Raw genomic sequence first — 12,891 nt, 5'->3', positions numbered from 1 at the left:
GCCCCAGGATCGGACGAAGCCGAGGGGTCGGAAGAAGCTCTTGGGTCAGAAGAAGTACGCGTCCCCGGTGTCCAGCACCAGCACCTGCTGCCGGTCGTTGGACCGGTTGCGGTCCACCGCCCCACCACCCCACACCGTCTCGACGTCCATCGTCACCTCCGTCGGACGCCCCCGCAGCCACACCCGCAACGCGATCTGCTCCCCCAGCCCGTCCGCGGCCAACGCCCCCGTCCGGCACACCACCTCCTGCCGCCCCGTCCGCGCGCACCCCACGGGCAACCGCGGCTCCCCCGCCGCCCACGGCACCGACCACCGCACCCGCACGGTCGAGTCGGCGACATCCGCCGGACCGTGATTGCGCGGCGTCAGACGTACGTCGACCCGCCCGCCGTCCATCACCGCGAAGCCGTGGTACGACAGGTCCGCCTCGGTCGCGTCCCCCGCGGCCCGCGCGGGCGAGACGCCCACGCCCGTCCCCACCGCCAGCACGGCACCCCACACCGCGAGACCCCGCATCCTGCGCATGCCACCACTCCTCGATGAGAAACCGCCCGGGTCGTACGGGTCGTACGGGTCGTACGGGTCGTACGAAGGGGATGTATCCCACGCGGAGCGCCCCGCAGGCGCCCTCCAACAGGTGACAGCGCACCGCCGTGCGAAGCTGCGGCCATGCTCATCCTCCGCTCGGCCGCCCTCTTCGTCGTCGCCGCGTTCTTCGAGATCGGCGGCGCCTGGCTGGTCTGGCAGGGCGTACGCGAGCACCGAGGCTGGCTGTGGGCGACCGGCGGCGTCCTCGCCCTCGGGGCCTACGGCTTCGTCGCCACCTTCCAGCCCGACGCCCACTTCGGCCGCATCCTCGCCGCGTACGGCGGCATCTTCGTCGCCGGCTCGATCCTGTGGGGCGCCGTCGCCGACGGCTACCGCCCCGACCGCTGGGACGTGACGGGCGCGCTGATCTGCCTCGCGGGCATGGCCGTGATCATGTGGGCACCACGAGGCGACTGACCGGGACGACGACCGGAACCGAACGGAACTGGCCGGACCTGGCCGGAACAGAAGGGAACGGACCGATCAGGACGGCAGCTCGTCGGGCAGCAGCCCCAACTGCCCCAGGAACTCCATCTCGTCGAAGTAGAGCCGGTAGTCGGCGATCCGACCGTTCTCGTCGACGGTGGCCAGATCCACCCCGCGGATCCTGACCTCCTTCTGCGTCGCGGGCAACGAGTCCCCGGACGGCAACTGGATCGGCCCCGTGTTCCGGCCCCTGTAGAACCCCTCGTCGATCGCCGTGTTGCCGATCTCGTACGCGTGCACCGACTCGAACGAGGCCCCCGGAACCGCGTCCGTCATCTGACGCCAGTACGCGACGATGCCGTCGCGCCCGTGGATCTCCCCGCCGTCAGGGGTGTGAGCGACGGCATCCTCCGAGAAAAGCTCCCCGATGACCCTGAGGTCCGGCTTCGAGGTCAGCGCCTCGGTGAGCCGGTCCATGACCTCACGCGCCTGTCCCATGATCAACCTCCGGAAGACTGGAGGATCACCCTCTTCATCGTCCCACGCTCCCCCTCCCCCTGCTCTCCCACCCGGCTCCCCTGTCTCTCCCCGTCTCTCCGTACCGACCGCAGGGCGAGACCACCGACCGGCCCCACACCCCGCCCGCCTATCCTGGCCGTACGAATCCGCCCCGCACGAGGAGCAACCCATGGCCACCGCCGCACCGTCCGCCGCGTCCCGCATCGCCGTCGTCACCGGTGCGAGCAGCGGAATCGGCGCCGCCACCGCCCGGCAGCTCGCCGCGGCCGGCTACCGGGTCGTCCTCACCGCCCGCCGCAAGGACCGCATCGAGTCCCTCGCCGAGGAGATCACCCAGGCGGGCGGCTCGGCGACGGCGTACCAGCTGGACGTGACGGACCGCGCGGCGGTCGACGAGTTCGCGACGGCCTTCAAGACGATCGGCGTCCTGGTCAACAACGCGGGCGGCGCGCTCGGCGCCGACCCGGTGGCGACCGGCGACCCGGCAGACTGGCGCACCATGTACGAGACGAACGTGCTCGGCACCCTCAACATCACCCAGGCCCTGCTCCCGAAGCTGGTGGCCGGCGGCGACGGAACGGTGGTCGTGGTGTCCTCCACCGCCGGTCTCGGCACCTACGAGGGCGGCGCGGGCTACGTCGCCGCCAAGCACGGCGCCCACGTCCTCGCCGAGACCCTCCGCCTGGAGATCGTCGGCCAACCGGTCCGCGTCATCGAGATCGCCCCCGGCATGGTCAAGACCGACGAGTTCGCCCTCACCCGCTTCGGCGGCGACGAGGACAGGGCCGCCAAGGTCTACGAGGGCGTCGCCGACCCCCTCACCGCCTCCGACGTGGCCGAGACCATCACCTGGGCGGTGACCCGCCCCAGCCACGTCAACGTCGACCTCCTCGTCCTGCGCCCCCGCGCCCAGGCGTCGAACACCAAGGTCCACAGGGAGCTGTGATGCCCGAGCAGAACGAAACGGACGGGCGGGACGAGCAGGACGAGCAGGCAAAGTCGTTCGAACAGGCCCGCCTGATCCAGGAGACGAAGAACGAACGCCACATGTGGGTCTTCCTGGCCTACTTCCTCTTCGGCATCCACATCGTGGCGTTCGTGATGATCTACGCGGTACGGCACGCGAAGTAGACCCCCGGGGACTACGGACGACTACGGCCCCTTGCAGTCGGGTCGACGGCGGCGACGGCGTTCGCCGGGATGATCACGATCTCGGCGTCGCTCTCGTCCCGGCCCTCCGCGTGGATGTCCCGCGTCGTCGCGTAGCCCCGCTTCCCGGCGCCGACGAGAATCGAGGTCGCCGAGACGGAACTCCAGCCCGGGCTTCGACGTTGCGGCGGATGCCCGGGGGCACCTGGTGGAGTTTGCGTTCCAGCCACCGGTAGACGGCGGGTGACAGCGCCGCAGCGCGCTCCGGTTCCCACCCGCCATAAAGTCCTGCCCGTGGACAGACACATCCCTTTCGAGACTCTGCACAACTTCCGCGACCTGGGCGGATATCCGACCGGCACGGGCCACCGAGTCCGCCCCGGCCTGCTGTTCCGCACGGACTCCCTCGGCAAACTGAAACCGGACAGCCCCGACTGGGACCGCTTCCTGACCCTGGGCATCCGCACGGTGATCGACCTGCGCCACCCCTGGGAGGCGGAGTCGAGAGGGCGGATCCCGGAGCACGACTCCTTCACCTACCAGAACCTCAGCATCGAGCACCGCCCCTACAACCAGGCCGCGTTGACCCCGGACGTGGACCCCGGCCCCTACCTCTCCGCACGCTTCATGGAGGTGGCGGAGGACGGCACGAAGGAGATCGCGACAGCCCTGGAACTGGTGGCGGAGTCCCCGGACCCCCTGGTCTTCCACTGCGCCTCGGGCAAGGACCGCACCGGCCAACTGGCCGCCCTGATCCTGGGCCTCCTCGGCGTCCCCGACGAGGTGATCATCGAGGACTTCACCCTGACGGAACTGGCGACACCGGCCCTGCTGGCCGACTGGAGAGCCCGCAACGAGGGCCGCTCCCCCACCTGGCCGGCCTTCGCCCGGGCCCCCGAATCGGTGATGCGCCTGTTCCTGGCCGCGCTGAGGGCCCGCTACGGCTCACTGGAGGCGTACGTGACGGAGGCCCTCGGCATGAACGCGGAGGCCCTCACGACGACCCTCCGCACCAACCTCCTGGAGCCGACGCCCACCACCTGGCCCGAGTTGACCTACCGCAAGGCGGAACCCCAGGACGCCCCCCTCCTGGTCCGCCTGCGCGACACGGCGGCCCTGTGGCAACTGGCCCGAGGCATAAGGCAATGGCAGCCGGGCGAGAAGACCGAAGCCCACTTCGTCGACCGCATGCACGAGGGCGAGGTCTGGCTGACGTACGCGGCCGGAACACCGACCGGCGCCTTCGAACTCTGGTGGGACGACCAGGCGGCCTGGGGCCCCCGCCCCGCCGACGCGGGCTACATCCACCGCCTGATGACGACTCCCCACACATCCCCACCCGGCACCGGCCGCAAGATGCTGGCACAGGCCGAATCCCGCATCACCGCAACAGGCCGCCCCTACGCCCGCCTGGACTGCCTTGCTTCCAACCCCCGCCTGCGCACGTACTACGAGTCGGCGGGCTACGAAGTCGTAGGCGAACAACGCTCAAAGACCGAGGGCTCGGGCAGCCCCTACGCGGTGACGTTGCTGGAGAAACGACTCGCCTGAACCCACACGAGTGAACGCCACCGATCACTGACGGAAATGAGCAGGGTCCCCGGCCTCAGGCCGGGGACCCTGCTCGTCAGCCCTTCACGCAGACGACCTGCTTCAGCTTCGCCACGACCTCCACCAGGTCCCGCTGCTGATCGATGACCTGCTCGATCGGCTTGTAGGCAGCCGGGATCTCGTCCACGACGCCGGAGTCCTTGCGGCACTCCACACCCCGCGTCTGCTCCTCCAGGTCCGTCGTCGTGAAGCGACGCTTGGCCGCGTTGCGGCTCATCCGCCGACCGGCCCCGTGCGAAGCCGAGTTGAAGGCCTTCTCGTTTCCGAGACCCTTCACGATGTACGAGCCCGTGCCCATGGAGCCGGGAATGATCCCGTACTCGCCGGAGCCCGCGCGGATCGCGCCCTTGCGGGTGACCAGCAGGTCCATGCCGTCGTAGCGCTCCTCGGCCACGTAGTTGTGGTGCGCGCTGATCTCCGGCTCGAAGGTCGGCTTCGCCTTCTTGAATTCCTTGCGGACCACGTCCTTCAGGAGCGCCATCATCAGCGTGCGGTTGTGCTTCGCGTACTCCTGCGCCCAGAACAGGTCGTTGCGGTACGCCGCCATCTGCGGGGTGTCCGCGACGAAGACGGCGAGGTCACGGTCGACCAGGCCCTGGTTGTACGGCAGCTTCTGCGCCACCCCGATGTGGTACTCGGCGAGTTCCTTGCCGATGTTCCGGGAACCGGAGTGAAGCATCAGCCAGACAGAACCGGTCGTATCCGTGCACACTTCGACGAAGTGGTTGCCGGATCCGAGCGTTCCCATCTGCTTCGTGGCACGTTCCTGACGGAATTTGACCGCTTCGGCCACCCCGTCGAACCGCCCCCAGAAGTCGTCCCACCCAGCAGTGGCCAGCCCATGGAACCGGCCCGGCTCGACGGGGCTGTCATGCATCCCCCGCCCCACCGGAATGGCCTGCTCGATCTTCGACCGCAGCCGGGACAGATCCCCGGGCAGGTCGTTCGCCGTCAACGACGTCTTGACCGCCGACATCCCGCATCCGATGTCCACCCCCACCGCCGCAGGACACACGGCCCCCTGCATGGCGATGACCGAGCCGACCGTCGCGCCCTTCCCGTAGTGGACGTCCGGCATGACCGCCAGGCCCTTGATCCACGGCAGGGTCGCGACGTTGCGGAGCTGCTGAAGTGCCCCCTCCTCGACCGACGTCGGGTCGGTCCACATGCGGATGGGTACCTTCGCGCCCGGCATTTCCACGTACGACATATCGTCCTCATTCCCCCGGAAACATGACTAGAGTTCTAAGTCGCAAAACCAGGGCCAAGGTCAATGAAAGGGGACGGCGGACCGGCATCCACGGTGTTGCGTGCGATACACATTGTCTGCAGGGGCCACCCCCGCCCGGCAAGCGAATAACCAGCGGGGACACTGGACCACGATCATGACGTGACCGTCGAGAGGAGCCCGACCGTGCAGCGGAAGGCGTACGTACCCGGCGTCGTCGCGCTCCTCGCGGCGCTGCTGGCCGGCTGCACCGGCGGCTCGGAGGAGGGCGGCTCGACGGACAACTCCAACCCGGGCCGGCCCGGCACGTCCACCGCCGCCGCGCAGCCGGGCAAGTACACCACGCTCCCGGAGGCCTGCGGTGTCGTCAGCCGGTCCACGCTCGACTCCCTCCTCCCCGGCATCAAGCAGCTCACCGACGAGACCCAGCGCACGACGGCCTACGCGGGCGAGGCGACGCTGACGTACGACACGGACCGCAAGGTGGGCTGCCGCTGGAAGGTGGAGTCGACGAACGCCACCGACCATCTCCTCGTCGACTTCGAGCGAGTCGTCTCCTACGACAACGCGGTCAGCGACGACAGCCAGGCGGAGACCCTCTTCGCGCAGCAGGTGACCGCCGCCGACCTCCCGGTGCCCGTCCCCTCCACGACCGCGACCCCCTCCGGCTCGGCGACGACGGCGGCAACAGCCACCACCACCTCCCCCTCCCCTTCTTCCTCGGCCTCCCCCTCCGCATCCCTCTCCGCCTCCCCCTCGGCTTCCTCCACCCTCACCCCCGCCGACCTCCAGCCCCGTCTCCTGGACGATCTGGGCGACGAGGCGTTCGTCGACGACGCGCTCAGCAGTTCCGGTTCGACGGCCAAGCAGCGCACGGTGACTGTGGCGTTCCGCACGTCGAACGTCATCGTGACGATCGAGTACGAGGAGCAGCCGGCGACCGTCGGTGTGGTCCCGGACAGCAAGGAAATGCAGGACAAGGCCCGGAAACTGGCCGCGCAGCTGGCCGACTCCCTGGCCGGTTGAGGGCACTTCGGCCTCGTCGGGCTCGCCCCCGCAAAGCCTTTGAAGCGGAACCGCACAGCTTCTTCACCGCGTACGGTGGCCCCTCGGACCCGATCCGACCGCAGGAACCACGAGCGTCATGAGTGAAGGAACCATGCAGCGACGAGCCCAGCGAGACGGCCAGTTTGACCAGTGTGAGCAGCGTGACGAGCGCGTGATGCGTGCCGGAGGGCTGAACCGCCTCCTGGCCGCCGCGGTGGCTGTCCCGGTGATGCTGATCGCCGCGGGCTGCTCCTCGGACTCCGGCTCCGACTCCGGCAAGGACGCGCAGGACACCAGTGCCTCCACCGGTTCGGGTTCGGGCGACGACTCGGCCGCGAGCGCCGCGCCGACGGTGCAGGCGGCGGCGTACAAGACGCTGCCCGAGGCGTGTGCGGTGCTGTCGAAGAAGACGTTGACGGAGCTGGTGCCGAAGGGGGTGACGTCCGGCAAGGAGGGGACGTCGAGCGACACCGGCGCGCGGGCGAACTGTTCCTGGTCGAGCCTGGCCAACAACGGCGTGAAGGGCTCGCAGTTCCGTTGGCTGAACGTGTCCCTGCTGCGTTTCGAGTCGGACGCGACGACCGGTGACGGTGAGTCGCAGGCGAAGACGTACTACGCGAAGCAGGTGAAGGACGCGCAGGCGGTGGCGGGCGCGAAGAACACGAAGGCGACGCCGGTCGCCGGTACGGGCGACGAGGCGACGCTGGTGCGGTACGACCTGAAGAAGTCGGAAGGCGCTTTCAAACAGCAGTCGGTCGTGGCGCGGGTGGAGAACGTCGTCGTCACGCTGGACTACAACGGTGCGGGTCTGGCGGGCGACAAGACGCCGAGCGCGGACACCCTGACGAAGTCGGCGGAGAAGGCGGTGAAGGAGGCGGTCGCCGCGGTGCGGTCGGCCAACGGCGAGGGTGGCAGCGGGAGTTCGGGTACGTCGAGCTCGAGCCCGTCCGCTCCGGCTCCTTCGAAGTCGGCCTCCCCGTCGGCGAAGGCGACGCCTTCCACGTCGGCGTCGGCGTCGGCGTCCAAGGCGGCCGCGGCGGCTCCGAAGGCTTCCGCCTCGGCGAAGAGCTGACAGTCCGGCAACGCGTGCGCCGCACACATGTGCCACCCTGTTGCGCGCAAGAACACGCAAGGGGAGGGGAGTACGGGTGTCCGCGCCAATACAGCTGACCCGGATGCACCGCGTTCTCATCGGCGTGGTCGTGACCGGCGCCGTGATCATCGCCGGCATCGGCTTCGCCGGTTCGTACGCCGCCGTCCGGGAGCTGGCCCTGCAGAAGGGCTTCGGGAACTTTTCCTACGTGTTCCCCATCGGCATCGACGCGGGTATCTGCGTCCTGCTGGCCCTGGACCTGCTGCTGACGTGGATCCGTATCCCGTTCCCGCTGCTGCGTCAGACGGCGTGGCTGCTGACGGCGGCGACGATCGCGTTCAACGGTGCGGCCGCCTGGCCGGACCCGCTGGGTACGGGCATGCACGCGGTGATCCCGATCCTGTTCGTCGTCGCGGTCGAGGCGGCGCGGCACGCGATCGGGCGGATCGCGGACATCACGGCGGACAAGCACATGGAGGGCGTGCGCATCACGCGCTGGCTGCTCTCACCGCTGCCGACGTTCCTCCTGTGGCGTCGTATGAAGCTGTGGGAGCTGCGCTCCTACGACCAGGTGATCAAGCTGGAGCAGGAACGTCTCGTCTATCAGGCGAGGCTGCGTTCCCGTTTCGGCCGGGCGTGGCGTCGTAAGGCTCCGGTGGAGTCGCTGATGCCGCTGCGGCTGGCCCGTTACGGCGTCCCGCTGGCGGAGACGGCCCCGGCGGGCCTGGCGGCGGCGGGCATAGAGCCGGCGTTGCTGCCCCCGATGCCGGTGCAGGCGCAGGTGCAGGCGCAGACCCAGGCGCCGGCGCTGGCGCCCCAGCAGGAGCCGCAGGAACTGGCGGCGGCCCCGGTGCAGCAGCTACCGCAACAGCAACAACCGCGGCCCCAGACCCAGGCCCAGGCCCAGGCCCAACAGGCGCAGCAGTTCGGCCAGCAGCCGCCGACGCCGCCCGAGGACGAGCAGAACCCCTGGTTCCAGGCGCCGCACGAGGTCGCGTACCAGGGCGGCTACGACCCCACCTACGACCCCTCGGAGCAGTACGCCCAGTGGTACGAGGAGCAGCAGCAGGCCGAGCAGTACGCGGACCAGTACCAGGAGGAGCCCCCGGCGCAGGAGCCCTCTCCGGAGGAGACCGGCTCGTTCCCCATTCCGGTGGTCCCGGGCCGCAGCCGCGAGCTGGGTGAGGGCGGCGGCCCCCCGGAGCCGACCGAGGAGGACTACTACCTGGTCTTCAAGAAGTCGATCGACGGCAGCTACCCCACCTCGGGCCAGCTCAGGAACGACGTGGAGGCGACGTACGGCGTCACGCTGCCGCAGCGCGAAGCCGACCGCATGGTCAACCGCTTCACCAACCGCCACACGGCGGAACTGCAAGAAGACCACATCGCTTGAAGAGCTTGAAGAGCTTGACGAGCTGGACGAGCTAGAAGGACATGGGAAAGGGGCCCTCTCGCCGGAGGGCCCCTTTTCCTTGGCGCCTGCTTCGCTTGTTCTCCTTGCCCGCCCTACTCCCCGAGCAGGGCCCGTACCCGCTCCTGTCCCACCGCGAGCAGCAGCGTGGGCAGACGCGGCCCCGTGTCACGCCCCACCAGCAGGTGGTACAACAGCGCGAAGAACGTCCGCTGGGCGGTCTTGATCTCCGCCGGGAGTTCCTTGGGCGTGGCGTCGGCGGAGAATCCGGCCTGGACCTTGGGGACGCCGTAGACGAGGTGGGTGAGGCCGTCCAGCGACCAGTGCTCGGCGAGCCCGTCGAGCAGGAGCCGCAGGGACTGCTGGGAGGCCTCGTCGAGGGACTTCAGCAGTTCGGCGTCCGGCTCCTCGCGCACGATGGTGCGCTGGTCGGCGGGGACGTGGTTGTTGATCCACGCCTCGGCCTTGTCGTACCGCGGCCGGGCCTCGTCGAGTGACCCGATCGGGTTCTCGGGGTCGAGCTCGCTGAGGATCCGCAGCGCCTGGTCCTGATGCCCGGCGGTGATGTCGGCGACGGAGGCCAGCGTCCGGTAGGGCAGCGGTCGCGCCGTTCGCGGCAGCTCGTGGCCGGCGGTCCGCACGGCACGGGAGTGCGCGGCGATGTCCGCCGGAAGGGCGGAGCCTCCCCCAGTGCCAATAGCCTGGGAGGTGCCCCCAGCGACCTTGGCGTCGAGCTTGTCCCACTCGTCGTAGAGCCGCTGGATCTCCTGGTCGAAGGCGATCTTGAAGGACTGGTTGGGACGGCGGCGGGCGTACAGCCAGCGCAGGAGCTGCGGCTCCATGATCTTCAGCGCGTCGCCCGGGGTGGGCACGCCACCGCGTGAGGACGACATCTTCGCCATCCCGCTGATCCCGACGAAGGCGTACATGGGCCCGATGGGCTGCTTGCCGCCGAAGATCCCGACGATCTGCCCGCCGACCTGGAACGAGGACCCCGGCGAGGAGTGGTCGACGCCGCTCGGCTCGAAGACGACGCCCTCGTACGCCCACCGCATCGGCCAGTCGACCTTCCAGACCAGCTTGCCGCGGTTGAACTCGTTGAGCCGGACGGTCTCGGCGAAGCCGCAGGCGGTGCAGGTGTACGACAGCTCGGTGGTGTCGTCGTCGTAGGAGGTGACGTCGGTGAGGTCCTTCTCGCAGTTGCCGCAGTACGGCTTGTACGGGAAGTACCCCACGGACCCGGCCCCGGACGAGCCGTCGTCCTCGCTCGCCGCGCCGGACCCCTCGGCGGCCTCGAGCTCGGCCTCGTCGAGGGGCTTCTGCTGCTTCTGCTTGGCCGGGGCCTTCTTGGTGCGGTACTGGTCGAGGATCGCGTCGATCTCGGCGCGGTGGGCGATCGCGTACAGGATCTGCTCGCGGTACACGCCGGCGGTGTACTGGGCGGTCTGGCTGATCCCGTCGAACTCCACGCCGAGCTCGGCGAGCGCCTCGGTCATCGCGGCCTTGAAGTGCTCGGCCCAGTTCGGGTAAGCCGATCCGGCGGGGGCCGGGACGGAGGTCAGCGGCTTGCCGATGTGCTCGGCCCACGACTCGTCGACGCCGGCGATCCCGGCCGGCACCTTGCGGTAGCGGTCGTAGTCGTCCCAGGAGATCAGGTGGCGGACCTGGTGCCCGCGGCGGCGGATCTCGTCGGCGACGAGGTGCGGGGTCATGACCTCGCGCAGGTTGCCGAGGTGGATGGGTCCGGAGGGGGAGAGCCCGGACGCTACGACTACAGGTTTGCCGGGGGCTCGGCGCTCCGACTCCTCGATGACCTCATCCGCGAAACGGGAGACCCAGTCGGTGGTCTCGGTGCTCTGAGCCACGATCGGCACGTCCTCTTGTTCTGAGTTGCTCGGAAGGCTTGCTGACGGCGCCATTCTCCCAGACCGGCATGCGCCCGGGAAAACCGCTTTACCCCCCATGGGATACTGGCCGTGTCTATCCATCCCCACGAGGAGAACGGCACCCACTCCTATGGCCCCGGTCACGTCCCTCACCGCTTCGGTCCACCAGCGTCTCGCGACGGCCCTTACGGCAGCCCTGCCGGAGGCCGGCACCGCCGACCCGCTGCTGCGACGAAGCGACCGGGCCGACTTCCAGGCCAACGGCATCCTGGCCCTCGCGAAGAAGGCGAAGGCGAACCCGCGGGAGCTGGCGACGCAGGTGGTCGCGCAGGTCGTCACCGGCGAGGTGATCAAGGAGATCGAGGTCTCCGGTCCCGGTTTCCTGAACGTGACGATCACCGACCGGGCGATCACCGAGAACCTGGCGGCGCGGTACGCGGACGCGGAGCGCCTGGGCGTCCCGCACGCCGAGCACCCCGGCACCACGGTGATCGACTACGCCCAGCCGAACGTGGCGAAGGAGATGCACGTCGGTCACCTGCGGTCGGCGGTCATCGGTGACGCGGTGGTGCAGATCCTGGAGTTCACGGGCGAGACGGTCGTGCGCCGTCACCACATCGGCGACTGGGGCACCCAGTTCGGCATGCTCATCCAGTTCCTGGACGAGCACCCGCACGAGCTGGACCACAAGGAGTCGCGGGTGAGCGGCGAGGAGGCGATGTCGAACCTCGACCGTCTCTACAAGACGGCCCGCAAGCTCTTCGACTCCGACGAGGAGTTCAAGACGAGGGCCCGTCGCCGGGTGGTCGACCTCCAGGCGGGCGACCCGCACACGCTCGCGATCTGGCAGAAGTTCGTCGACGAGTCGAAGATCTACTTCTTCTCGGTCTTCGAGAAGCTGGACATGGAGATCCGGGACGAGGACATCGTCGGTGAGTCGGGTTACAACGACATGCTGGCGGAGACCTGCCGTCTCCTGGAGGAGTCGGGCGTGGCGGTCCGCTCGGAGGGCGCGCTGTGCGTGTTCTTCGAGGACGTCAAGGGCCCGGACGGCAACCCGGTCCCGCTGATCGTGCAGAAGTCCGACGGCGGCTACGGCTACGCGGCGACGGACCTGTCGGCGATCCGCGACCGCGTCTTCAACATCAAGGCGAACACGCTGCTCTATGTCGTGGACGCCCGTCAGTCGCTGCACTTCAAGATGGTCTTCGAGACGGCGCGCAGGGCGGGCTGGCTGAACGATGACGTCAAGGCCCACCAGTTGGCGTTCGGCACGGTCCTGGGCAAGGACGGCAAGCCGTTCAAGACCCGTGAGGGCGAGACGGTGAAGCTGGTCGACCTCCTCGACGAGGCGGTCGACCGGGCGACGGCCGTCGTCGGCGAGAAGCGCGAGAAGGTGGGCCTGACGGACGAGGAGGTCGTCGAGAACGGCCGGTACGTGGGCGTCGGCGCGGTGAAGTACGCCGACCTGTCGACGTCGGCGGTGCGGGACTACAAGTTCGACCTGGACCAGATGGTCTCGCTGAACGGCGACACGTCGGTCTACCTCCAGTACGCGTACGCCCGTATCCAGTCAATCCTGCGCAAGGCGGGCGAGGCCAGGCCGGCCGCCCACCCGGAGCTGGAACTGGCCCCGGCGGAGCGGGCGTTGGGCCTGCACCTGGACCAGTTCGGCGAGCTGGTGGCGGAGGTCGCGGCGGAGTACTCCCCGCACAAGCTGGCGGCGTACCTGTACCAGTTGGCCTCGCACCTGACGACGTTCTACGACCAGTGCCACGTGCTGTCGCCCGACAACGCGCCGGAGGTCGTCGAGAACCGCCTGTTCCTGGTCGACCTGACGGGCCGCACCCTCCACCTGGGCATGGCCCTGCTGGGCATCCGGACACCCGGAAAGCTCTGAGCCGGCCCGGAAACGGAAACGACGCTACGACGC

Annotated in this window: 13 protein-coding genes; 8 read left to right on the top strand and 5 right to left on the bottom strand. The window is 69.2% G+C overall.

Going from position 1 to position 12,891, the window contains the following annotated elements:
• Nucleotides 1-45: 45 nt before the first annotated feature.
• A complete protein-coding gene (locus OG289_RS29390) occupies nt 46-525 on the bottom strand; it encodes a hypothetical protein (protein ID WP_327317059.1) in 480 nt (159 codons plus the stop codon).
• 144 nt (nt 526-669) lie between these two features.
• On the opposite strand from OG289_RS29390, the gene OG289_RS29385 reads away from it, so the two are divergent.
• Nucleotides 670-1,005, top strand: coding sequence for a YnfA family protein (locus OG289_RS29385; RefSeq protein WP_327317057.1), 336 nt, complete (start codon nt 670-672; stop codon nt 1,003-1,005).
• A 66-nt stretch (nt 1,006-1,071) separates the two neighbouring features.
• Here the strand turns inward: OG289_RS29385 and OG289_RS29380 are convergent, their stop codons facing one another.
• Nucleotides 1,072-1,512 (bottom strand): ester cyclase, encoded by a 441-nt coding sequence (locus OG289_RS29380; protein ID WP_327317056.1) that lies wholly within the window; start codon nt 1,510-1,512, stop codon nt 1,072-1,074.
• A gap of 190 nt (nt 1,513-1,702) precedes the next feature.
• On the opposite strand from OG289_RS29380, the gene OG289_RS29375 reads away from it, so the two are divergent.
• Both OG289_RS29375 and OG289_RS29370 read left to right on the top strand, forming a co-directional pair.
• Nucleotides 1,703-2,479: an SDR family NAD(P)-dependent oxidoreductase gene (locus tag OG289_RS29375; RefSeq protein ID WP_327317055.1), complete on the top strand. Its 777-nt coding sequence runs from the start codon at nt 1,703-1,705 to the stop codon at nt 2,477-2,479.
• A complete protein-coding gene (locus OG289_RS29370) occupies nt 2,476-2,664 on the top strand; it encodes a hypothetical protein (protein ID WP_442818969.1) in 189 nt (62 codons plus the stop codon). Before OG289_RS29375 ends, OG289_RS29370 begins: the two co-directional genes overlap by 4 nt.
• An 11-nt stretch (nt 2,665-2,675) precedes the next feature.
• Here the strand turns inward: OG289_RS29370 and OG289_RS29365 are convergent, their stop codons facing one another.
• Nucleotides 2,676-2,912, bottom strand: coding sequence for a hypothetical protein (locus OG289_RS29365; protein WP_327317053.1), 237 nt, complete (start codon nt 2,910-2,912; stop codon nt 2,676-2,678).
• 64 nt (nt 2,913-2,976) lie between these two features.
• Here OG289_RS29365 and OG289_RS29360 point away from each other — a divergent pair, with 64 nt between their 5' ends.
• Nucleotides 2,977-4,233: a tyrosine-protein phosphatase gene (locus OG289_RS29360; RefSeq protein WP_327317052.1), complete on the top strand. Its 1,257-nt coding sequence runs from the start codon at nt 2,977-2,979 to the stop codon at nt 4,231-4,233.
• Between the two features lie 76 nt (nt 4,234-4,309).
• Here OG289_RS29360 and OG289_RS29355 read toward each other — a convergent pair whose 3' ends face one another.
• Nucleotides 4,310-5,503, bottom strand: a complete 1,194-nt coding sequence (locus OG289_RS29355; RefSeq protein ID WP_327317051.1) for an RtcB family protein — start codon at nt 5,501-5,503, stop codon at nt 4,310-4,312.
• Nucleotides 5,504-5,707: 204 nt separating this feature from the next.
• Here OG289_RS29355 and OG289_RS29350 point away from each other — a divergent pair, with 204 nt between their 5' ends.
• The 3 genes from OG289_RS29350 (at nt 5,708) to OG289_RS29340 (ending at nt 9,054) form a co-directional block, all read left to right on the top strand.
• The gene (locus tag OG289_RS29350; RefSeq protein WP_327320834.1) at nt 5,708-6,547 is read left to right on the top strand and encodes a DUF3558 domain-containing protein; all 840 of its coding nucleotides are present in this window, start codon (nt 5,708-5,710) and stop codon (nt 6,545-6,547) included.
• Nucleotides 6,548-6,665: 118 nt separating this feature from the next.
• Nucleotides 6,666-7,640 (top strand): DUF3558 domain-containing protein, encoded by a 975-nt coding sequence (locus OG289_RS29345; protein ID WP_327317050.1) that lies wholly within the window; start codon nt 6,666-6,668, stop codon nt 7,638-7,640.
• Nucleotides 7,641-7,716: 76 nt separating this feature from the next.
• Nucleotides 7,717-9,054 carry a DUF2637 domain-containing protein gene (locus OG289_RS29340; protein ID WP_327317049.1) on the top strand — a complete coding sequence of 446 codons (1,338 nt, stop codon included), beginning with the start codon at nt 7,717-7,719 and terminating at the stop codon, nt 9,052-9,054.
• Between the two features lie 113 nt (nt 9,055-9,167).
• On the opposite strand, the gene lysS is transcribed toward OG289_RS29340, so the two are convergent.
• Nucleotides 9,168-10,946, bottom strand: a complete 1,779-nt coding sequence (lysS, locus tag OG289_RS29335) for a lysine--tRNA ligase (protein ID WP_327317048.1) — start codon at nt 10,944-10,946, stop codon at nt 9,168-9,170.
• Nucleotides 10,947-11,088: 142 nt separating this feature from the next.
• Between lysS and argS the strand changes: the two genes are divergently transcribed.
• Nucleotides 11,089-12,858 (top strand): arginine--tRNA ligase, encoded by a 1,770-nt coding sequence (gene argS / locus OG289_RS29330; RefSeq protein ID WP_327317047.1) that lies wholly within the window; start codon nt 11,089-11,091, stop codon nt 12,856-12,858.
• The last annotated feature ends 33 nt before the right edge of the window (nt 12,859-12,891 follow it).

Origin of the sequence: Streptomyces sp. NBC_01235, from assembly GCF_035989285.1 — a bacterium.
Lineage (GTDB): Bacteria > Actinomycetota > Actinomycetes > Streptomycetales > Streptomycetaceae > Streptomyces.
The sequence above is the reverse complement of the archived record's forward strand: the minus strand, read 5'-3'. Positions and strand labels throughout refer to the sequence as shown.